At 62.9% G+C, this 20,181-nt stretch carries 21 protein-coding genes and 1 pseudogene; 19 read left to right on the plus strand and 3 right to left on the minus strand.

Annotated features, from left to right (window positions below; all coding sequences use genetic code 11):
• Positions 1 to 58 precede the first annotated feature (58 nt).
• Positions 59 to 910 (plus strand): AraC family transcriptional regulator, encoded by an 852-nt coding sequence (locus QAZ22_RS19995; RefSeq protein WP_278202469.1) that lies wholly within the window; start codon positions 59 to 61, stop codon positions 908 to 910.
• 249 nt (positions 911 to 1,159) lie between these two features.
• Here QAZ22_RS19995 and QAZ22_RS20000 read toward each other — a convergent pair.
• Positions 1,160 to 1,546 (minus strand): annotated as a pseudogene (locus QAZ22_RS20000) (SulP family inorganic anion transporter); the annotation flags it as partial.
• Positions 1,547 to 1,756: 210 nt separating this feature from the next.
• Between QAZ22_RS20000 and gyrA the strand changes: the two are divergent.
• Positions 1,757 to 4,552: a DNA gyrase subunit A gene (gene gyrA / locus QAZ22_RS20005; protein ID WP_278202471.1), complete on the plus strand. Its 2,796-nt coding sequence runs from the start codon at positions 1,757 to 1,759 to the stop codon at positions 4,550 to 4,552.
• Between the two features lie 51 nt (positions 4,553 to 4,603).
• Here gyrA and QAZ22_RS20010 read toward each other — a convergent pair whose 3' ends face one another.
• Entirely contained in the window at positions 4,604 to 4,756 is a 153-nt protein-coding gene (locus QAZ22_RS20010; protein ID WP_278202472.1) for a hypothetical protein, read from the minus strand.
• A gap of 299 nt (positions 4,757 to 5,055) precedes the next feature.
• Here QAZ22_RS20010 and coaD point away from each other — a divergent pair, with 299 nt between their 5' ends.
• The 9 genes from coaD (at position 5,056) to QAZ22_RS20055 (ending at position 12,071) form a co-directional block, all read left to right on the plus strand.
• Positions 5,056 to 5,556: a pantetheine-phosphate adenylyltransferase gene (gene coaD / locus QAZ22_RS20015; protein ID WP_278074191.1), complete on the plus strand. Its 501-nt coding sequence runs from the start codon at positions 5,056 to 5,058 to the stop codon at positions 5,554 to 5,556.
• A gap of 170 nt (positions 5,557 to 5,726) precedes the next feature.
• On the plus strand, positions 5,727 to 6,224 hold the full coding sequence (locus QAZ22_RS20020; protein WP_278207893.1) for a peptidylprolyl isomerase: 498 nt from the start codon (positions 5,727 to 5,729) through the stop codon (positions 6,222 to 6,224).
• 29 nt (positions 6,225 to 6,253) lie between these two features.
• Positions 6,254 to 6,766 carry a peptidylprolyl isomerase gene (locus QAZ22_RS20025; protein ID WP_278074193.1) on the plus strand — a complete coding sequence of 171 codons (513 nt, stop codon included), beginning with the start codon at positions 6,254 to 6,256 and terminating at the stop codon, positions 6,764 to 6,766.
• Positions 6,767 to 6,776: 10 nt separating this feature from the next.
• Positions 6,777 to 7,226, plus strand: coding sequence for a DMT family transporter (locus tag QAZ22_RS20030; protein WP_278207894.1), 450 nt, complete (start codon positions 6,777 to 6,779; stop codon positions 7,224 to 7,226).
• Positions 7,226 to 8,314, plus strand: a complete 1,089-nt coding sequence (gene queA / locus QAZ22_RS20035; protein ID WP_278202475.1) for a tRNA preQ1(34) S-adenosylmethionine ribosyltransferase-isomerase QueA — start codon at positions 7,226 to 7,228, stop codon at positions 8,312 to 8,314. The genes QAZ22_RS20030 and queA overlap by 1 nt, the downstream gene beginning before the upstream one ends.
• Positions 8,304 to 8,573, plus strand: a complete 270-nt coding sequence (locus tag QAZ22_RS20040) for a hypothetical protein (protein WP_278202476.1) — start codon at positions 8,304 to 8,306, stop codon at positions 8,571 to 8,573. The genes queA and QAZ22_RS20040 overlap by 11 nt, the downstream gene beginning before the upstream one ends.
• Positions 8,566 to 9,696: a tRNA guanosine(34) transglycosylase Tgt gene (gene tgt, locus QAZ22_RS20045; RefSeq protein WP_278202478.1), complete on the plus strand. Its 1,131-nt coding sequence runs from the start codon at positions 8,566 to 8,568 to the stop codon at positions 9,694 to 9,696. Before QAZ22_RS20040 ends, tgt begins: the two co-directional genes overlap by 8 nt.
• A gap of 66 nt (positions 9,697 to 9,762) precedes the next feature.
• Positions 9,763 to 10,488 carry an SDR family NAD(P)-dependent oxidoreductase gene (locus QAZ22_RS20050; protein ID WP_278202479.1) on the plus strand — a complete coding sequence of 242 codons (726 nt, stop codon included), beginning with the start codon at positions 9,763 to 9,765 and terminating at the stop codon, positions 10,486 to 10,488.
• A 212-nt stretch (positions 10,489 to 10,700) separates the two neighbouring features.
• A complete protein-coding gene (locus tag QAZ22_RS20055) occupies positions 10,701 to 12,071 on the plus strand; it encodes a hypothetical protein (protein ID WP_278202480.1) in 1,371 nt (456 codons plus the stop codon).
• A gap of 1 nt (position 12,072) precedes the next feature.
• Here QAZ22_RS20055 and QAZ22_RS20060 read toward each other — a convergent pair whose 3' ends face one another.
• Positions 12,073 to 12,492: a DUF4864 domain-containing protein gene (locus QAZ22_RS20060; RefSeq protein WP_278202481.1), complete on the minus strand. Its 420-nt coding sequence runs from the start codon at positions 12,490 to 12,492 to the stop codon at positions 12,073 to 12,075.
• A gap of 285 nt (positions 12,493 to 12,777) precedes the next feature.
• Here QAZ22_RS20060 and QAZ22_RS20065 point away from each other — a divergent pair, with 285 nt between their 5' ends.
• From QAZ22_RS20065 to QAZ22_RS20100, 8 genes are all read left to right on the plus strand, one after another.
• Entirely contained in the window at positions 12,778 to 13,014 is a 237-nt protein-coding gene (locus QAZ22_RS20065; protein ID WP_059185676.1) for an Lrp/AsnC ligand binding domain-containing protein, read from the plus strand.
• 167 nt (positions 13,015 to 13,181) lie between these two features.
• Positions 13,182 to 14,594 carry a circularly permuted type 2 ATP-grasp protein gene (locus tag QAZ22_RS20070; RefSeq protein WP_278202482.1) on the plus strand — a complete coding sequence of 471 codons (1,413 nt, stop codon included), beginning with the start codon at positions 13,182 to 13,184 and terminating at the stop codon, positions 14,592 to 14,594.
• 103 nt (positions 14,595 to 14,697) lie between these two features.
• On the plus strand, positions 14,698 to 15,012 hold the full coding sequence (locus QAZ22_RS20075; RefSeq protein WP_245464965.1) for a four helix bundle protein: 315 nt from the start codon (positions 14,698 to 14,700) through the stop codon (positions 15,010 to 15,012).
• 63 nt (positions 15,013 to 15,075) lie between these two features.
• Positions 15,076 to 16,017 carry an alpha-E domain-containing protein gene (locus QAZ22_RS20080; protein WP_278202484.1) on the plus strand — a complete coding sequence of 314 codons (942 nt, stop codon included), beginning with the start codon at positions 15,076 to 15,078 and terminating at the stop codon, positions 16,015 to 16,017.
• Between the two features lie 14 nt (positions 16,018 to 16,031).
• Complete coding sequence (locus QAZ22_RS20085) at positions 16,032 to 16,826, plus strand: transglutaminase family protein (protein ID WP_278202485.1); 795 nt, start codon at positions 16,032 to 16,034, stop codon at positions 16,824 to 16,826.
• A gap of 153 nt (positions 16,827 to 16,979) precedes the next feature.
• Positions 16,980 to 17,711: a peptidase gene (locus tag QAZ22_RS20090; protein ID WP_278202486.1), complete on the plus strand. Its 732-nt coding sequence runs from the start codon at positions 16,980 to 16,982 to the stop codon at positions 17,709 to 17,711.
• 114 nt (positions 17,712 to 17,825) lie between these two features.
• Positions 17,826 to 19,238 (plus strand): pyridoxal-dependent decarboxylase, encoded by a 1,413-nt coding sequence (locus QAZ22_RS20095; protein WP_278202487.1) that lies wholly within the window; start codon positions 17,826 to 17,828, stop codon positions 19,236 to 19,238.
• A gap of 125 nt (positions 19,239 to 19,363) precedes the next feature.
• Positions 19,364 to 20,131, plus strand: coding sequence for a DeoR/GlpR family DNA-binding transcription regulator (locus QAZ22_RS20100; RefSeq protein ID WP_278074203.1), 768 nt, complete (start codon positions 19,364 to 19,366; stop codon positions 20,129 to 20,131).
• The last annotated feature ends 50 nt before the right edge of the window (positions 20,132 to 20,181 follow it).

Consider the following 20,181-nt stretch of genomic DNA (forward strand, 5'->3'; position numbering starts at 1 on the left):
GGAAGCAATAGGGGCACGGCCGGGTTCTGCGCTTGGGAAAAATTGCTATTTTTCGCCCATGACGACGACCGAGAAAAATCTTGCCTCTGGGCCTGGCTGGCAGGTGTCCGACGTGATCTGCACAGCACGAGCGGGCGACAGGCCGTTCGAGGAACAGCATCGCTGTTTTTGCGTCGCCGCCGTGACCAGGGGCACGTTCCGCTACCGGACGCGGCAGGGCACGGCGATGCTTGCTCCCGGCGCCGTCCTGCTCGGCAATCCCGGCGCCTGCTACGAATGCGGCCATGAGCACGGCGCCGGCGACCGCTGCCTCTCCTTCCATTTTTCGCCGGCCTATATGGAGCGCGTCGTCGCCGACGTTCCGGGCGCGAAGCGGCTCGGCTTCGCCGGTCCGCGCCTGCCGCCCTTGCCGGCGCTGGCATCCTTGCTGGCGCAAGCGGAGGCCGCGCGGGAAACGGGCGACGGCGAAGCGCTTGAGGAGCTCGGCCTGCGCATTGCCGGCGCGGTGGTTGGGGCCACGCCCAGTTCTTCCAGGGTCGCATCCGCACCCAGCCGCCGCGACCAGAAACGCGTTGCCGAGACGGTGCGCCTGATAGAGCTCAACGCCGAGCGGCCGTTGTCGCTGACCGAGCTCGCCGACGGCACGGCGACCAGCCCGTTTCACTTCCTGCGCACGTTCCGGCACGTCGCCGGCATGACGCCCTATCAATTCCTGCTGAGGACCAGGCTGCACCGAGCCGCCGTGCGGCTGCGCGCGTCGAACGAAGCGATCTCGACGATCGCTTTCGACGCCGGCTTCAACGATCTGTCGACCTTCAACCGGCGGTTCAAGCGCGAGATGGGGGAGGCGCCGGGCGCCTATCGCGCCCGCCGCGTCAGAGCGATCCGGCGCTTCACTGAACCGCTCTAACCGTTTGTTTTAAAAACGCTACGCACTTTTCCCGGGATTTGCTCCAGCCAATAGGATGCACCGTCAGTCCGATGTCGGGCCGCACCAGCCGGGCAGATAATCCGCGTCCTTGCTCTTGGCCAGGGCAAGGGCCCGCTTCATCGATGGGTTCACGTGGACTTGTCATTGCACGTCGTCCTGCTGTTGAGGTTGTCCTGGGCCAAGCGCCTTGATGGCGGCGTCGACGCTGTGGAATATCCGCTGCGTGCCGACCAGGTCGGCGATCCAGCCGAGGCGGAAGATGCCGCTCAGCGCCACCAGCAGCCCGACCATCAGCGCCAGCATGGCCGCCAGTGCCAGGTAGTGCGGCGAGCCGGATGTCGCGATCAAGGCAAGCCCGCCGGCGAAAAGCGGCGTGATTGTCGAATCCGCCCCGACCGAGAGCTGGCGGTTGGCGCCGAAGAGGGCGAATGCCACGGATCCGGCGACGAAGGCGAAGAAACCGATCTCCGGCTGGAAGCCGCCGAGCCTGGCCGTCGCCATCTGTTCGGGAATGGCGATCGCCGCCAGCGTGATGCCGGCCGCCAGATCGCCGTCGAGGTCCTTTGCCGTCCAGCCGCTCAACGCCCGCAGAGGCAGCCACGAGATCCAGTTCATCGCGTTCGCAGTTTCCGCCCGAGGAAGACGATCCATGGCCGACCTTGCCCCTTTGACGGAGAAATTGACCTTGGCCATATCGTCGCAATCAGCGGTATCCTTTTGAAATTACCACCGAAATTGTCTCTGGAAAAGTGTCGCCGCCATTGGAGTTTCAGCCCGGCTTCCTATATAAGCGGTGAGTGATTCCCGACAGGATTGTGACCTGATTTGACCGACCAGAAGACACCGCGCGGGCCGGACGGCGGCCCCACCGGCATCGAGCCGATTTCGATCATCGAGGAGATGCAGCGCTCCTACCTCGATTATGCCATGAGCGTGATCGTCAGCCGCGCGCTGCCTGACGTGCGCGACGGCCTAAAGCCCGTCCATCGCCGCATCCTCTATGCCTCGCATGAAAGCGGCTACCACTGGAACCGCAAATATGTGAAGTCGGCGCGCCCGGTCGCCGACGTGATGGGTAAATACCATCCGCATGGCGACGCTTCGATCTATGACGCGCTGGTGCGCATGGCGCAGGACTGGTCGCTGCGCGTGCCGCTGATCGACGGTCAGGGCAATTTCGGCTCGATCGACGGCGATCCGCCGGCGGCGATGCGCTACACCGAGTCCAGGCTGACCAAGGTCGCGCATGAGCTGCTGGAGGACATCGACAAGGAAACGGTCGATTTCCAGGACACTTACGACGCCTCCGCCACCGAGCCGCGCGTGCTGCCGGCCCGCTTCCCGAACCTTCTCGTCAACGGCTCGGGCGGCATCGCCGTCGGCATGGCCACCAACATCCCGCCGCACAATCTGGCCGAAGTCTGCAACGGCGCCATCGCCATCATCGACAATCCGGCCATCGACCTGCCGTCGCTGATGGAGATCGTGCCCGGTCCGGATTTCCCGACCGGCGGCATCGTGCTTGGCCGTTCCGGCATCTACAACGCCTATTCGACGGGCCGCGGCTCGATCGTCATGCGCGGCCGCGTCAACATCGAGGCGCGCGGCAACGACCGTGAATCGATCATCGTCACCGAGATCCCCTACCAGGTGAACAAGGCGGCGATGATCGAGAAGATGGCCGAGCTGGTGCGCGAGAAGCGCATCGAGGGCATCTCCGACATTCGCGACGAGAGCGACCGCCAGGGCTACCGCGTCGTCATCGAGCTGAAGCGCGAGGCCGTCGCCGACGTCATCCTCAACCAGCTCTACCGCTTCACGCCGCTGCAGACCTCGTTCGGCGCCAATATGGTGGCGCTGAACGGCGGCAAGCCGGAGGTGCTGACGCTGATCGACATGCTGAAAGCATTTGTCGGCTTCCGCGAGGAAGTGATCAGCCGGCGCACGAAGTATCTTTTGCGGAAGGCTCGTGAGAGAGCTCATGTGCTGGTCGGCCTTGCCATCGCGGTCGCCAACATCGACGAGGTGATCAAGCTGATCCGCACCGCGCCCGATCCGCAGACGGCGCGCGAGCAGTTGATGGAGCGGCGCTGGCCGTCCCACGACGTCGCTCCGCTGATCCAGCTGATCGACGATCCGCGCCACCGTATCAACGAGGACGGAACCTACAATCTCTCCGAGGAACAGGCGCGCGCGATCCTCGATCTGCGCCTGCAGCGCCTGACCGCGCTCGGTCGCGACGAGATCGCCGACGAGCTGAACAAGATCGGCGCCGAGATCGTTGATCACCTTGACATTTTGTCGTCCCGTGCGCGCATCCAGCAGATCGTCAAGGACGAGCTGATCGCGGTCCGCGACGAGTTCGGCACGCCGCGCCGCACCGAGCTCGCCGAGGGCGGAGCGGACATGGAAGACGAGGACCTGATCCAGCGCGAGGACATGGTCGTCACCGTCAGCCATTCGGGCTACATCAAGCGCGTGCCGCTGTCGCTCTACCGGGCGCAGCGCCGCGGCGGCAAGGGCCGCTCCGGCATGTCGACGAAGGAGGAGGATTTCGTCACCCGGCTGTTCGTCGCCAACACGCACACGCCGGTGCTGTTCTTCTCCTCGCGCGGCATCGTCTACAAGGAAAAGGTCTGGCGGCTGCCGGTCGGCAACCCGCAATCGCGCGGCAAGGCGCTGATCAACATGCTGCCGCTCGAGCAGGGCGAGCGCATCACCACCATCATGCCATTGCCCGAGGACGAGACGAGCTGGGGCGAGCTCGACGTGATGTTCGCCACCACGCGCGGCACGGTGCGCCGCAACAAGCTGTCCGACTTCGTCCAGGTCAACCGCAACGGCAAGATCGCCATGAAGCTGGAGGAAGAGGGCGACGAGATCCTCGGCGTCGAGACCTGCACCGACAATGACGACGTGCTTCTGACCGCCAATTCCGGTCAGTGCATCCGCTTCCCGGTCAGCGACGTGCGCGTCTTCCAGAGCCGCAATTCCGTCGGCGTGCGCGGCATCGCCATGGCCGAGACCGATCGCGTGATCTCGATGTCGGTGATCGAACATGTCGATGCTTCACCGGCTGAGCGTGCGGCCTATCTCAAGCGTGCGGCGTCCGAACGCCGGCTGGCCGCCGGCGGTGCTGCCGAGGAGGAAGAGATCGCGCTCACCAATGAGGAGATCGGCGAGGAAGCCGAGCTTTCCGACGAGCGCTACGAATTCCTCAAGGTGCATGAGCAGCTTGTGCTGACGGTGACCGAATACGGCTACGGCAAGCGTTCGTCGTCCTACGATTTCCGCCTGACGGGCCGCGGCGGCAAGGGCATTCGCGCCACGGATGTGTCGAAAGTGGCCGAGATCGGGCGCCTTGTCGCGACTTTCCCGGTCGGCAACGACGATCAGATCATGCTGGTTTCGGACGGCGGCACGGTCATCCGCGTGCCGGTCAACGGCATACGCTTCGCCAGCCGCGCCACCAAGGGCGTGACCATCTTCAACACGGCCGAAGGCGAGAAGGTGGTGTCGGTTGAGCGGATTTCGGAGCCGCAGTCGGACGAGGAAGCCGAAGAGACGCCTTCGAGTGAGGCTGGCACCGCAGAGGATGCGGGCGAGAGCAATCCCGAATAGGCTTTGGCTACGCGCCACCGGCCCCTGGGCCGGTGCGATCATGGCTTGAAATCAGTGGCGACGGTAGACGTTGCGGGCAATGAAGCCATCGAACCGCTTGGTGTTGGCCTTGACGCGCACTCGCGCCGCTTCCTGATGCAGCCCGAAGGCGGTTGCGATCAGCATCACGATGGTCATTGCAGTGGCAAGCATGTAGATCAGCATTTGCGTGTTCTCCTGCGCTCACAACGATAAAGATGGTGCTTTGGTTTCATCTCCTGAAGCGGCAACCTAGTGAACGCTGCGTGAAACGTTCGTGATTGTCGCATTCATCTGTCGTTCATGTCCGTGAAAAGGTTCACGGCCGTTGCGCATCCGGGCACATCAATGGGATTTGCGTTTGTTCGAGAGGCTCGCTAAAGCGTTTCACCGTCTCAAGGAAACGGCGAACCCCTCTTTTGTTTTGCGCAATTCCGGACGGAAAACCGCTCACACTTTTCCTGGAATTGCTCTAGAAGCCTGCCATGACCGAACGCACCGCCCTTTACGCCGGCTCCTTCGACCCGCTGACCAACGGCCATCTCGACGTCCTGAAGGCGTCGCTCGCCGTGGCCGACACCGTCTACGCGGCGATCGGCATCCACCCGGGCAAGACGCCGCTGTTTTCCTTCGAGGAACGCGTGAAGCTGATCGAGGCCGCGACCAAGGCGGAGTTCGGCCGCGACAGCGCCCGCATCAAGGTCGTTGCCTTCGACGGTCTGGTCATCGATGCCGCCAGGAAGCATGGCGCCTCGATCATCATCCGCGGCCTGCGCGACGGCACCGACCTCGACTACGAGATGCAGATGGCCGGCATGAACGAGACCATGGCGCCGGAGCTGCAGACCGTTTTCCTGCCGGCCAGCCCGTCGGTGCGCACCATTACCGCCACACTTGTCCGCCAGATTGCGTCGATGGGCGGCGACATCCGCCCATTCGTGCCGGCTGCCGTTGCAGGCGCGCTCACTGCCAAATTCGCGAAATAGTGCATGTCGCCCAAAAGTGGATCCCGGTTTTGGGGTAACGACATGCACCCAAACAAAAGACTTTCGGAGAAGAGTTCATGCAGCTGAAAAAGCTCGCTTCGTTCCTTGTCGTGCTTGCCGGCGTTTTGGCGGCATCCCTGCCTGCCTTCGCCGCCGACAAGGAAAACACCATGGTCGTCACGCTGAAGGACGGCGACGTGACCATCGCGCTGCGTCCCGATCTCGCGCCCAAACATGTCGCGCAGATCAAGAAGCTGGTGCGTGACGGCGCCTACGACAACGTCGCGTTCCACCGCGTCATCGACGGCTTCATGGCGCAGACCGGTGACGTCAAGTTCGGCAACATGAAGAAGGGTTTCAACCCCGAAGCCGTCGGCACCGGCGGTTCCGACCTTCCCGACCTGCCCGCCGAGTTCTCGCAGACCGAGCAATTTACCCGCGGCGTCGTCGGCATGGCCCGCTCGCAGGACCCGAATTCGGCCAATTCCCAGTTCTTCATCATGTTCGCGCCGGCGCCGAACCTGGACGGCCAGTACACCATCGTCGGCAAGGTCGAGAGCGGCATGGAACTGGTGGACAAGATCAAGAAGGGCGACGAGGCGGACAACGGCACGGTCACCGATCCCGATCGCATGATCAAGGTTCGCATCGCCGCCGACAACAAGTAACCAACTCAATTTTCAAAGGATTTTCTGACATGGCTGAGATCAAGGACCGCGAGAACGCGCTCATCATGGAAACGACCAAAGGCCAGGTCGTCATCGAGATGTATCCGGACCTTGCGCCCGGTCACGTCGCCCGCATCAAGGAGCTGTCGCGCGAAGGCGCTTATGACGGGGTGGTCTTTCACCGCGTCATCGACGGCTTCATGGCGCAGACCGGCGACGTCAAGTTCGGCAATTCGAGCAAACCCTCTTTCGCGCCGTCCCGCGCCGGCATGGGCGGTTCTGACAAGCCGGACCTCAAGGCCGAATTCTCCAACGCCAACCACGGCCGCGGCACCTGCTCGATGGCTCGCGCGCAGAACCCGAACTCGGCCAACTCGCAGTTCTTCATCTGCTTCGACGACGCTTCCTTCCTCAACCGCCAGTACACGGTCTGGGGCCAGGTCATCGAAGGCATGGAGAATGTCGACAAGATCAAGCGCGGCGAGCCGGTGCAGGATCCTGACAAGATCGTGTCGCTGAAGGTCGCAGCGGACGTCAAGTAAAGGCATATCGATAATGGGCGCTGTCTGGTCCCTGCTTGGCATCCTGTCCGGCGCCTTCATCGCCATCCAGGCGCCGATCAACTCGCAATTGGCGCGCGGCCTCGGCCTGCCGGTCGCGGCCGCAGCCTTTTCGTTCCTGTCGGGCGCGATCGTGCTAGGTATCATCGCGGTCGCCGTGGTGAGGCTGCAAGGCATCTCGCTCGACTGGAAGGCGCCGGCGCCGTGGCTGTTCGTGGCCGGCGGCGTTCTCGGCGGCTTCTATGTGACGCTCTCCACAATCCTGACCCCACGCATCGGCGCCGCCGCGCTGATGGCCTTCCTGGTCGCCGGCCAGCTGATTGCCGGCATGCTCGTCGATCGCGTCGGCTTCCTCGGCGTCGCGGTGCGCGAGATCTCGCTTGGCCGCGTCGCCGGGGCCGTGCTGCTGCTGGCCGGAGCGCTGCTCATCCGGCTGTTCTGATGCGCGTCGACCTGTTCGACTTCGATCTGCCGGAGGAGCGCATCGCGCTGCGCCCGGCCGAGCCGCGCGACAGCTCCAAGATGTTGGTCGTCAGGCCCGGCGAAGGCCTGGAAGATCGGATCGTGCGCGATCTGCCGGCGTTGCTCCGCAGGGACGACGTGCTGGTGTTCAACGACACCAAGGTCATCCCGGCGCAGCTCAAAGGCATCCGCAAGCGCGGCGAGGCGATGGCGCAGGTCGAGGCGACGCTGCATATGCGGGTGGCGCCGGACCGCTGGCAGGCCTTCATGCGGCCGGGCAAACGCATCGCTGTCGGCGACCGCATCCATTTCGGCCATGACCAGAATTCTTGCTTCCTCGGCCAGCTCGACGCGACGGTGATCGAGAAGGGCGAGGCGGGCGAGGCACTGCTCGGCTTCGATCTTTCCGGCCCGTTCCTCGATGAGGCGATGCACGCCGTCGGCCACATTCCGCTGCCGCCCTACATCGCCTCAAAACGCGACGACGACGAGCGCGACCGCAGCGACTATCAAACCATCTATGCCAGGGAAGAGGGCGCCGTTGCCGCCCCCACCGCGGGACTGCATTTCACGCCGGAGCTGTTTGCCGCGCTCGATGCCAAGGGCATCGAGCGCCGCTTCGTCACGCTGCATGTCGGCGCCGGCACCTTCCTGCCGGTGAAAGCCGACGACACCGCCGACCACAAGATGCATGCCGAAACCGGCTTGGTAAGCGCCGACACGGCGGATGCGCTCAATGCGGCAAGGGCGCGGGGAGGGCGGATCGTCGCCGTCGGCACGACGTCGCTGCGCCTCCTGGAAAGTGCTGCGCGCGAAGACGGCAGGATCGAGCCCTGGTCCGGACCGACGGATATCTTCATCACTCCAGGCTACCGCTTCCGAACGGCCGACATGCTGATGACCAATTTCCATCTGCCGCGCTCGACGCTGTTCATGCTGGTCTCGGCCTTCAGCGGGCTGGAGACGATGCGTTCGGCCTATGCGCATGCCATCGCAAGCCGTTACAGGTTCTATTCCTACGGGGACTCGAGCCTGCTTTTCCGAGCGGAGACACGCGATGGACAGTGATCTCGAGACAATGGGGCACGACGCGCTGATCGCGGAGGTCAAGAAGCTGCGTGCCGGCATTCGCGCGCATCGCGATGCGACCGGCCATGATCTGTGCTGGCACCACCCCGACCTCTGGAACCTTTTGCCGGAAAAGATCGAGCCGGCGATCGCCGTGCCGCCCTGGCCGAAATTCATGCGCGGGTGCATCCGCTACCGGCAGTCGCTCGACGAGCAGGCACCCGGCGCACCCGTACACGACAAGGAATTCGATGGCTGAGACTTTTTCGTTCAAGCTCACCGCCACCGACCGCAAGGCGCGGCGAGGTGTGATCCGCATGCCGCGCGGCGAGATCCGCACGCCGGCCTTCATGCCGGTCGGAACGGGCGGCACGGTCAAGGCCATGTATATGGACCAGGTGCGCAGCGTCGGCGCCGACATCATCCTCGGCAACACCTATCATCTGATGCTGCGGCCAGGCGCCGAGCGGGTCGCGAAGCTCGGCGGTCTGCATGAGTTCGCGCGCTGGCCGCACCCGATCCTGACCGACAGCGGCGGCTTCCAGGTCATGTCGCTGTCGAAATTGAGAAAGCTCAGCGAAAAGGGCGTCACCTTCCGCTCGCATATCGACGGCGCTCCCCACGAGATGTCGCCGGAGCGGTCGATCGAAATCCAGGGGCTGCTCGATTCCGACATCCAGATGCAGCTCGACGAATGCACCGCGCTTCCGGCCAAGCCGACGGAGATCGAACGCGCCATGGAGCTGTCGCTGCGCTGGGCCGAGCGCTGCAAGACGGCGTTCGGCGACCAGCCGGGCAAGGCCATGTTCGGCATCGTGCAGGGCGGCGACAGCGCGGTGATGCGCGTGCGCTCGGCGCAGGCGCTGAAGGCGATGGACCTCAAGGGCTACGCCGTCGGCGGGCTGGCGGTCGGCGAACCGCAGGCCGTGATGCTGGAGATGCTGGACATCACCTGCCCGGAACTGCCGGCCGACAGGCCGCGCTACCTGATGGGCGTCGGCACGCCGGACGACATCTTGAAATCGGTGGCACGCGGCATCGACATGTTCGACTGCGTGATGCCGACGCGCGCCGGCCGCCATGGGCTCGCCTACACGCGTCGCGGCAAGATCAACCTGCGCAACGCCCGTCATGCCGACGATCCACGTCCGCTGGACGAGGAAAGCGACTGCCCGGCCGCGCGCGACTACTCGCGCGCCTATCTGCATCACCTCGTGCGTTCGCAGGAGTCTTTGGGGGCAATGCTGCTCACCTGGAACAACCTGTCCTACTATCAGAAGCTGATGCAGGACATCCGCGCCGCGATCGAGGCCAAAGCCTTCGAGACGCGCGCCGCCGAGATTTCGGAGGGCTGGGCGAGGGGCGACATTCCCGTCCTCTAGCCGCTCCGTTCCCGCAATTGACGGGCGGCCGCTCCCGGGAGCAGACTTGGTGCCCTGGGGATCGGCATGAGTGTAACCTACGACTTTGCCGGCAAGACGGCTATCGTGACCGGCGGCTCAAGGGGCATTGGCAGGGGCGTGGCGACGCTGTTAGCCCGGTCGGGTGCGGACGTCTGGATATGGGACGCCGACCCCGCGCCTGCCGACGGAATCCGCAGCCAGACAGTCGACGTCACCAAGGCTCAGGACATAAGCAGTGCCCTCGGCGAGGTCGTCGCCAGGACGGGGCGGGTCGACATTCTCGTCAACAATGCGGGCTATCTTGGTCCCTATCTTGGCTTCGAGGCTTTCGATCCGGCCGAGTGGCAGCGCATCGTTGGTGTGAATGTCATCGGCACGTTCGAGGTCACGCATCAGGTCCTGCCGGTCATGCGCAAGGCCGGCAGCGGCCGCATCGTCAATATGGGGTCGCTCGCCGGCAAGGAGGGATTGCCGAACCTAGCGGTCTATTCGGCGGCGAGCGCGGGCATCATTGCCTTCACCAAGGCCTTATCGCGTGAGGTCTGCGACACCGACATCCGCGTCAACTGCGTCGCGCCGGGTCCGATCGACACCGATCTTATCCGGCGTCTCGGAAACGAGGTCGTCAGCGACATGGTCGGCGCCAGCCCGCTGAAGCGGCTCGGAGCGGTGGAGGAGGTCGCGGCGCTGGTTCTCTGGCTCTGTTCCGATGCCTCGAGCTTCAACACCGGCGCGGTGTTTGACATGTCTGGCGGCAGGGCACGGTATTGACGTGACCGCCTCGAGCGCGAACTGTTTTGAAACAACTTTGGATATACAAATCGCCGAGATGACATCAGGCGAAGGTCAACACCTTGCGCATCTCGGGACAAGCCGCGGCGCTAGGCGAGGCGCAACCCAGCCACGCAAGCGGCTCTTCTGAGCCGGTCATTGCCATCCGACGGTGGACAAGCGCGGTATCGCTGGCGATCGCGGCGATTGCGGTGGCCGGCCTCGTCCTGCGCTTACTGGGCGCCCGCGGCGATCTTTGGCTCGACGAGATCTGGAGCCTTACTCTCCTCAAGCCTCTGACCTCGATCGACCAGATATTCTGGCGCGTCAATCACGACAACAACCATTTCCTGAACTCCTTCTACCTCTATCTGGTCGGCCCGGACACCTCGCCGCTGATCCAGAGGGGCCTGTCGATCGCTCTTGGCGTCTTGACGATCCCTGCCGCGGCAGCGGCGGCCGCGCCACGCGGACGCTGGGCGATGATTGCCACCAGCCTCTTGTTTTCCATCAGCTTCCCGATGGTGGAATATGGCTCCGAGGCACGTGGTTACGCCGGCCTCGTACTGTTCACGCTCCTGTCCTTGATCTTGCTGGAGCGGCGCCTCGACAAAGGCGGATCGGCCTTCGGCCTGGCCGCGATGATCCTGCTCGGCATACTGTCGCATCTCACAATGATCGAGACAGCGGCGATCCTTGCGGGAGGGACCCTCTGGCTGACTTTGCGAAGCAAGGACAGCCACGGCCGCACGCTCATCGATGGCGGCCAGAAGCTGTGGCCGATCTTCGCCGCCGTGCTTCCGGTGGCTGCTTGCGTGGCTCTATTGGACCAATTGTTCGGCTTCAAGATAGGCGGGCTCTCACAGTTTTCGTGGTCGGACCTGGTGCAAGGCTATGGCGGACTCATCAAGGGCGAGCTCGGTCTGCCGTCCAGGATCGGCGACTTGACCTCGATCATCGCGGCCTGCGCTCTCGTCTGTGTGTCCGCCTTTGTCTGGCGCGACCGGCGGGCCAGCCTGTACGTGATCGGGATTGTCGGATTGCCCCTTGTCATGGGCGTGGCGCGTCTGCCGAACCTTGGAACTCCGCGCTATTTTCTCGTCAGCGGAACATTGCTGCTGCTCTGGACCGGGGAGATGCTCGGCCGTGGCTTCGACGCCGGAAGGATGAAAGGGCTGCTGGCTTTCGGGGCGTTGGCCGTCGTGGTCGCAGGTGCCGCATCGTCGCTGCTTGGCTTCTATCAATACGGACGTGGCTCCTATTCCGTGATTGTCGAAAAAGTAACGGCCAACGGCACCGCCACCTACGCCAGCAACAGCAGCTTCCGTACCGTTATGGTCGTCGACTATTTTGCCGCCCGGTCCAACCGCAAGGCGTCGCTTGTTCCGCAGAGCAAGGTCTGTGCCGAACGCCCGGGCTGGCTGATCTATGAAGGCGATCCTGACGCCCAGCCGGTGACGATCGAACCGAAATGCGGTGATCTCGTCTATGACCGCGCCGAGTCTTCCCGCTATTGGGGCCTGTCAGGCTTGAGCTGGACACTCTATCAAGGGCGTCCCGCACCTGTGTTGGTCCGGCCGTAGGTCAGGTGCTGACCGAAGTCGAGGCGCGCAGGCTGCAGCCGGTGATCTTGAAGCTGCCGTCCGGCTGCTGTTCCAGCGTGTAGACCGCTTCGTAGTCCTTGCCGTCGGGACCGACGATCAGCACCTGCTGGATGATCGAGCTCGGTCCGGTCTGCTCGACCTTGCCGAAGGAATAGCTCTGCGGCCTGCGCACCGGCGCATAGCCGTTGGTCACCATGTTCATGAAGGTGTCGATGGTCGGAAAGGTGCGCTTCACGTTGGGTGCCGCGAAGCTGTAGGCGGTTGCGCCGTCATCGGCGAGGAAAGCCTTGAGCTGGCTGTCGATGACCGTTTGCGCCGCCTTGATCTCGGCATCGCCGGCGAAGGCCATGGAGATCAGAAGCATCGGAACGAGAGCGAATGCGAACAAAGCGCGGCGCATGGCCTGCCTCCCGGAACTCACTTGCAAAGCTCAGTCTAACATACGCTGGGCGGCGTGCCGCGGTTTCATCGTGCTCGGAATATTCTTCTTACCCGCGCCGCCGTCTAAGCCGGCGCTTCTCATTCAAAGACATGCTGGGCTGGTCAATGGCGGCGGCCGATCGGGTATGCCCATCGCCTGATTGCGGCAAGCGGTCGCCGAGACCTGCGCCGCCTGATGCTTGAAAGCAGGGCGGCAGTCTGCCACAAGGGCCGCTTATTCGCATATAAGCTCACAGGATCGGCAATGAAGGCATTTTTCGTGCAGATAAAGTGCGATCTGGGCAAGGCCTACGAGGTCGCCAGCGCGCTCGCCGACGCCGAGATCGCCTCCGAAATCTATTCGACCGCCGGCAATTACGACCTGCTCGCCAAGTTCTATGTCGACGATGAAGAGGATATCGGCCACTTCGTCAATGAACGGGTGCAGATCCTGCCTGGAATCAAAGACACCTTCACCATCGTTACCTTCCGGGCATTCTGACTCGCCTTTTATGCCCGGTCACCGGGCAGGGTCTGACCCAGCATCGCTCCCGCTGCCCTAATCTTAGGCAATTTGCATAGAGCGGCCGCCGCCGCCTCTCAAATCACCGATTGCGCTTGATTTTCTCCGGCGAGGCCAGTGAAATGGCTTCAGAGGGGAGTACGCGATTGGCAGCGTTCGACGAAATGCTTCCGGAAGCCTCCGGATTGAGAAGACCATATCAGGCTTACGATCGCTGGCTGAAGGAACAGGATCCGGCCAGGCTTACCGAGAAAATGCAGGACGCCGAGCGCGTCTTCCGCAAGACCGGCATCACCTTTGCCGTCTACGGCGAGCAGGACGCCTCCGAGCGGCTGATCCCCTTCGATATCGTTCCGCGCATCATCTCCGGCCAGGAATGGCGCCGGCTGACGCAGGGCATAGAGCAGCGCGTGCAGGCGCTGAACGCTTTTCTCGACGACATCTATCACCGCCAGGAAATCCTGCGCGCCGGGCGCATTCCCAAGGAGCTGGTGGCGAAGAACGAAGCGTTCCTGCCAGAGATGATCGGGGTGAGGCCGCCGGCCGGCGTCTACACCCACATCATCGGCGTCGACATCGTCCGCATCAGCGAGAACGAATTCTACGTGCTCGAAGATAATGCCCGCACGCCGTCGGGCGTCTCCTACATGCTGGAGAACCGCGAGACGATGATGCAGCTCTTTCCCGAGCTGTTCCAGCAGGTCAAAGTGCGGCCGGTCGAGAACTATCCGCAGCTGCTGCGCCAGTCGCTGGCAGCGGTAAGGCCGCAGAGCGCCAAGGGCGCGCCGACCATCGCGGTGCTGACGCCGGGCAGCTACAACTCAGCCTATTTCGAGCACGCTTTCCTCGCCGATCAGATGGGCGTGCAACTTGTCGAAGGACAGGACCTGCGCGTGGTCGACGGCCATGTCACGATGCGCACCACCGAAGGCTACAAGCAGATCGACGTGCTTTACCGTCGCGTCGACGACGCCTTCCTCGATCCGCTGACCTTCCGGCCGGACTCCGCCCTTGGCGTGCCGGGCATCATGGACGTCTATCGAGCCGGCAACATCACGATAGCGAATGCTCCGGGAACCGGTATCGCCGACGACAAGGCGATCTATTCCTACATGCCCGAGATCGTCGAGTTCTACACCGGCCGCAAGGCGATCCTCGGCAACATCCCGACCTGGCGCTGCTCGGAGCCGGACAGCCTGAAATATGTGCTGGAGCACATTGGCGAGCTCGTGATCAAGGAAGTGCACGGCTCCGGCGGTTACGGCATGCTCGTCGGTCCAGCGGCGACCAAGAAGGAATGTGAGGCGTTCGCCAAGAAGCTGCAGGCCAAGCCCGCCAACTACATCGCCCAACCGACGCTGGCACTGTCGACCTGCCCGATCCTCACCGAGAAGGGCCTGTCGCCGCGCCATGTCGATCTCAGGCCTTATGTGCTCGTCTCGGACCGCATCCAACTAGTGCCCGGTGGACTGACCAGGGTGGCGCTCAAGGAGGGGTCGCTGGTGGTCAACTCCTCACAAGGGGGCGGGACGAAGGATACGTGGGTGCTGGACGATTGAGACGAGCGAATAGCGAGTAGCGAGTAGCGAGTAGGGAAAAAGGGGGAATACGACGGCAATCAATTCCTACCGAGATCTGATCGTTTGGAAGGCGGCCTTGAAGTTGGCAGTAAATTGCTACTCGGCCACAAAAGGTTTTCCGAACAGCGAAGCATACGGGATGACATCTCAGATACGACGCTCGGCGGCTTCCATCGCAGCGAATGTTGCAGAGGGTCACGGAAGAGAAAGTACAGGAGCCTTTATCCAATTTCTTCGCACGGCGCAGGGCTCTCTGAAAGAGTTGGAGACTCATCTCATACTGAGTGGAGAGGTAGGACTGATGGTCGAAGCGGAGGTCGCCAGCTTGCTTGGCCAAACTGATGAAATCGGGAAAATGCTGCGTTCGATGATCAGGAGCCTGCAACAAAAGTCATGAGGCCCTTTTTCCGCTATTCGCTATTCGCTATTCGCTATTCGCTCGACACCGGAGCAAGCTGATATGCTTTTGGGCCGCACCGCCAACGGTCTCTACTGGATGAACCGCTATATCGAGCGGGCCGAAAACATGGCGCGCCTGGTCGATGCCGGCCTGCGCATGGCTTTGACGCGTACCCAGAACGCATCGGAGGAATGGAATTCGGTGCTGCTGAGCGCCGGCTCCGACTACGCCTTCAGCCAGAAATACCAGGATTACACGGTCGCCAACGTCTCCGACTTCCTGGTGCGCGATACCTCGAACCCGTCGAGCACGATGTCGTCGATCGAGACGGCGCGCAACAATGCGCGCATGGTGCGCACCGCGCTGACCCGCGAAACCTGGGAGAGCATCAACGAGGCCTGGATGTCGCTGAAGCGCATGCTGGCAAGGCCGATCGACGAGCGCGACCTGCCGACCGTGCTCGATGCCATCAAGCGCGAGACGGCGCTGATCCGCGGCTCGTTCTACGGCACCATGCTGCGCAACGAGATCTTCGACTTCTCGCAGCTCGGCACCTATGTCGAGCGCGCCGACAACACGGCCCGCATCCTCGACGTCAAATACTACGTGCTCCTGCCGTCGATTTCATGGGTTGGCTCGACGCTCGACAATTATCAATGGGAATCGATCCTGCGCTCGGTGTCGGCGCACCGTTCCTACCGCTGGGTCTACGACGCCGACTACAAGCCGACCAATATTGCAGACTATCTGATCCTCAACGTGCGCATGCCGCGCTCGCTCACCTTCTGCTATCGCTTCCTCGGCGAGCACCTGAAATTCCTCGCCGACGACTATGGCGAGCGCCACGCCTGCCACGCGACGGCCGAGAAGACCCAGGCGATGCTGAAGAAGGGGTCGATCAAGGACATTTTCGACCACGGCCTGCACGAGTTCCTGGCTGAATTCATTCGCGACAACACCAGGCTGGGCGACGAGATTGCCCAGGATTATCGGTTCTATTGAGCGGGGCACGCGCCATGCGGCTCAAGATCACCCACCGGACCGAGTACCGCTACGACGCACCCGTACAGTATCTGCTGCAGCGGCTGCGCCTGATGCCGCTCAGCGGGCCGACGCAGACAGTCGCGTCCTGGGCGATCAGGATCGACGGCGCGCGCGAGGAAGTGCGTTTCATCGACCATTTCGGCAACGATACCCGGCTGGTGAGCGCCGAGGGCGGCCACAACGTCATCACGGTCGAGGCCGCGGGCGAGGTGACGACGCGCGACACGGCCGGTGTATCCGGAGCGCACCATGGTTTTACGCCGCTCTGGCTGTTCGCTCAGGAAACGCAGCTCACCATCGCCGGTGACGGCATCCGCCAACTGGCCGCATCGGTCGGCGAGGGGACCGACATCGACCGGCTGCACAGGCTGATGGGCACGATCCGCGAGCGCGTCGCCTACAAGCCCGGCACGACCAGCGCCGTGACGCCGGCGGAGGAAGCGCTGGCTCTGAAGGCCGGCGTCTGCCAGGACCACAGCCACATTTTCGCTGCCGTCGCGCGCGTGATGGGCTTTCCCGCCCGCTATGTCAGCGGCTATCTGATGATGGACGCCTCGGTCGAGCAGGCGGCAAGCCATGCCTGGGCCGAAGCGCATGTGCCCGGCCTCGGCTGGGTTGCCTTTGATCCCGCGAACGGCATCTCTCCCGACGAACGCTACGTGAGAGTGGCGACGGGTCGCGACTATCGCGATGCCTCGCCTGTGTCGGGAATAGTGCTGGGGCAAGCGCAAGAGAAGCTTGCCGTCACCGTCACGGTAGAGCAGTAAACCGCGAACCGCTCTATCTCATTGTCTTGATGCAATTCCGCGCGGAAAACCGTTTCACACTTTTCCTGGAATTGCTCTGGCTCTTTGTCTTGACGCAATTCCGGACGGAAAACCGTTTCACACTTTTCCTGGAATTGCTCTAGAAGAGCGACCATGACCTATTGCGTCGGCCTCAAGATCGATCGCGGGCTCGTGTTCATGTCGGACACGCGCACCAATGCCGGCATGGATTCGATCTCGACCTTCAAGAAGATGCATGTCTGGGAAGAGCCCGGCGAGCGCGTCATCGTGCTGATGTCGGCGGGCAATCTTGCCACGACCCAGGCCGTCGTCAGCCTGCTCGACGAGCGCAACAAGGCGGTCGGCGACCGCCACGAGAAGCTGCTCGAAACGCCGTCCATGTACCAGACCGTGCGGCTGGTCGGCGAAACTGTGAAAGAGGTGATCGCGCAATCGTCGCCAACCGGCGACCAGGCCGATTCCTATTTCAACGCCTCCTTCATCCTCGGCGGTCAGATCAAAGGCAGTCCGCCAAGGCTGTTCATGATCTATCCCGAGGGCAATTTCATCGAGTCGACCGACGACACGCCGTTCTTCCAGATCGGCGAGACCAAATACGGCAAGCCGATCATCATTCGCGCCTACGACCGCGCGATGAGCCTGGCCGAGACGGTGAAGCTGCTTCTGGTTTCCTTCGACTCAACGCTGAAGTCGAATCTGTCTGTCGGCTTGCCCCTCGATCTGCTCTTCCTGGAGAAGGACGCGCTCAAGGTCGGTCTCAAGAAACGGTTCGGCCAGGACGACCAGTATTATCGCGCTATTTCCGAGGGCTGGTCGAACGCGCTTAAGACGGCTTTCGCCAGCTTGCCGGACTTTCCGGGGTAGGTCGCCTTTTTCCGTTCAGGCGGCGGTTGATCGATTATATTTAACACGTTAATCAAATTGCTGATGGGCCGGCGCTATCGCCGGCTATGACTGGTCGATCCGGCGAGAGGCTGTATGAACAACGATGAATTCAAGGCATGGTCGAGACGCGCGGCCGACTGGGGCGCGGACTACCGCGCGAGTCTGCGCGAGCGGCCGGTGCGGCCTGCGATAGGTCCGGGCGAGATCTTCAGGAGTATCGAGGCCTCGCCGCCTGAAACGGCAGAGCCGATGGAAAAGATCTTCGCCGATTTCGAAGCGAAGATCGTGCCGGGCATGACGCATTGGCAGCATCCGCGCTTCTTCGCCTATTTTCCGGCCAACGCGGCGCCGGTTTCGGTCGTGGCGGAATATCTGGTCTCGGCGATGGCGGCGCAGTGCATGCTGTGGCAGACCTCGCCGGCTGCTACCGAGCTCGAGATGCGCATCGTCGACTGGATGCGGCAGGCGCTCGGGCTGCCCGAAGGGTTCTCCGGCGTCATCCAGGATTCCGCCTCATCGGCGACGCTTGCCGCGGTGCTCACCATGCGCGAGCGGGCGCTGGACTGGCAGGGCAACAAAAAGGGGCTCGCAGGACAGGCGAAGCTGTGCGTCTATTCTTCCGACCAGGTCCACACGTCGATCGACCGCGCGGTCTGGGTTTCGGGCATCGGCGAGGAGAACCTCGTTCGCATCCCGGTAGCCGGCCGTTTCCGCGCGATGGACGCGGCGGCGCTGGAGGCAGCGATCATTGCCGATCGCGAGGCTGGCCTGCTACCCGCCGGCATCATCGCATGTGTCGGCGGCACCAGCACCGGCGGCACCGACGACATCGCCGCTGTTGCCGCTATCGCGAAGCGGCATGGGCTTTACCTTCATGTCGACGCAGCGTGGGCAGGATCGGCCATGATCTGCCCGGAATACCGGCATTTCTGGGCTGGCGTCGAGGGCGCCGATTCGATTGTCTTCAATCCGCATAAATGGCTGGGCGCGCAGTTCGACTGCTCGATCCAGTTTGTCCGCCAACCGGAAGACCTCGTGCGCACGCTGGCGATCAAGCCGGACTATCTCAAGACCCGCGGCCACGACGGCATCATCAACTATTCGGAATGGTCGGTACCGCTCGGCCGCCGTTTCCGGGCGCTGAAGCTCTGGTTCCTGCTGCGCGCCCATGGGCTGGAAGGCCTGCGCAGGATGATCCGCAATCACGTCGCCTGGAGCGAAGGCCTCGCCGGGCGACTTGCCATGGAGGACGACTTCGAGCTCGTCACCGAGCCGATGCTGTCGCTGTTTTCGTTCCGGCATCGCGCCCCGGCGGACGCCGACCCGGACGAGCACAATCTGCGGCTTGTCGATGCCATCAACACGGACGGCCGCATCTATCTGACGCAGACCCGCGTGGACGGACGAGTGGCGATCCGTTTCCAGGCGGGGCAGTTCGAGACCACGGCTGCCGATATTGACGCGGCCTTCGATGTGGTCACCGAGGTCGCGCGTCGTCTTGTCTGAGGCGGCAAAATGGGTTGCGAACCGGTTTGCGTTTGCGATCAAGTGAATTTCGTTAGCCGGCTTATACCTATTCATCGCTTTCGTTTTCCGATATAGACCAGAAAAACGAAAACGGAGGACGCCGGATGTTTCTTTCGCCACGCCATGCCGAGATCATACAGATGGCGAAGGACCACGGCCGCGTTCTGGTCGAAGACCTGGCGACACATTTCAACGTGACGCCGCAGACCATCCGCAAGGACCTCAACGACCTCTGCGACCAGCGTTTGCTGACACGCGTCCATGGCGGCGCGTTGTTTCCGTCCGGCATCGAGAACATGGAATATGAGGCGCGGCGCAAGATTGCGGCCGAGGAGAAGGAGGCGATCGGTCGCGCCGCAGCCAGGCTGATCCCCGACAACGCCTCGCTGTTCATCAATATCGGCACTACCACTGAAGCCGTCAGCAAGGCGCTGCTCGACCATAACGGGCTTATGGTCATCACCAATAATATCAATGTTGCCAATAGGATGCGCATCTACCCTTCGATCGAGGTGGTGATCGCCGGCGGCGTGGTGCGCGGCTCGGACGGCGGCGTCGTCGGTGAGGCCGCCGTCGATTTCATTCGTCAGTTCAAAGTGGATTACGCCGTCATCGGCGCCTCGGCCATCGACCACGACGGCGCCTTGCTCGACTTCGATTTTCGCGAGGTGAAAGTGGCGCAAGCCATCATCGCCAATGCGCGTCACGTGATTCTCGTCTCCGACCAGACCAAATTCGAGCGCACGGCGCCGGTTCGCATCGGCCATCTGTCGCAGGTCAACACCTTCATCACCGACCGGTGCGATATCCCTTCGGTGCGCAGGATCTGCGAGGAGACGGAGGTTCGTTTGATCGAGACGGCGCTCGGATAAGGTCGCTTCGCGGGCATCTCACACATCTGTGATATTTCGTTTGACATTCG

The sequence above is a fragment of the Mesorhizobium sp. WSM4906 genome, assembly GCF_029674625.1.
Lineage (GTDB): Bacteria > Pseudomonadota > Alphaproteobacteria > Rhizobiales > Rhizobiaceae > Mesorhizobium.

Coding starts and splice junctions, on each gene's coding strand:
- QAZ22_RS19995 (WP_278202469.1), top strand. CDS start 59: ATGACGACGACCGAGAAAAATCTTGCCTCTGGGCCTGGCTGGCAGGTG.
- QAZ22_RS20010 (WP_278202472.1), bottom strand. CDS start 4,756: ATGCTGATCTACATGCTTGCCACTGCAATGACCATCGTGATGCTGATC.
- coaD (WP_278074191.1), top strand. CDS start 5,056: ATGACCGAACGCACCGCCCTTTACGCCGGCTCCTTCGACCCGCTGACC.
- QAZ22_RS20020 (WP_278207893.1), top strand. CDS start 5,727: ATGGTCGTCACGCTGAAGGACGGCGACGTGACCATCGCGCTGCGTCCC.
- QAZ22_RS20025 (WP_278074193.1), top strand. CDS start 6,254: ATGGCTGAGATCAAGGACCGCGAGAACGCGCTCATCATGGAAACGACC.
- queA (WP_278202475.1), top strand. CDS start 7,226: ATGCGCGTCGACCTGTTCGACTTCGATCTGCCGGAGGAGCGCATCGCG.
- QAZ22_RS20040 (WP_278202476.1), top strand. CDS start 8,304: ATGGACAGTGATCTCGAGACAATGGGGCACGACGCGCTGATCGCGGAG.
- tgt (WP_278202478.1), top strand. CDS start 8,566: ATGGCTGAGACTTTTTCGTTCAAGCTCACCGCCACCGACCGCAAGGCG.
- QAZ22_RS20050 (WP_278202479.1), top strand. CDS start 9,763: ATGAGTGTAACCTACGACTTTGCCGGCAAGACGGCTATCGTGACCGGC.
- QAZ22_RS20060 (WP_278202481.1), bottom strand. CDS start 12,492: ATGCGCCGCGCTTTGTTCGCATTCGCTCTCGTTCCGATGCTTCTGATC.
- QAZ22_RS20065 (WP_059185676.1), top strand. CDS start 12,778: ATGAAGGCATTTTTCGTGCAGATAAAGTGCGATCTGGGCAAGGCCTAC.
- QAZ22_RS20080 (WP_278202484.1), top strand. CDS start 15,076: ATGCTTTTGGGCCGCACCGCCAACGGTCTCTACTGGATGAACCGCTAT.
- QAZ22_RS20085 (WP_278202485.1), top strand. CDS start 16,032: ATGCGGCTCAAGATCACCCACCGGACCGAGTACCGCTACGACGCACCC.
- QAZ22_RS20090 (WP_278202486.1), top strand. CDS start 16,980: ATGACCTATTGCGTCGGCCTCAAGATCGATCGCGGGCTCGTGTTCATG.
- QAZ22_RS20095 (WP_278202487.1), top strand. CDS start 17,826: ATGAACAACGATGAATTCAAGGCATGGTCGAGACGCGCGGCCGACTGG.
- QAZ22_RS20100 (WP_278074203.1), top strand. CDS start 19,364: ATGTTTCTTTCGCCACGCCATGCCGAGATCATACAGATGGCGAAGGAC.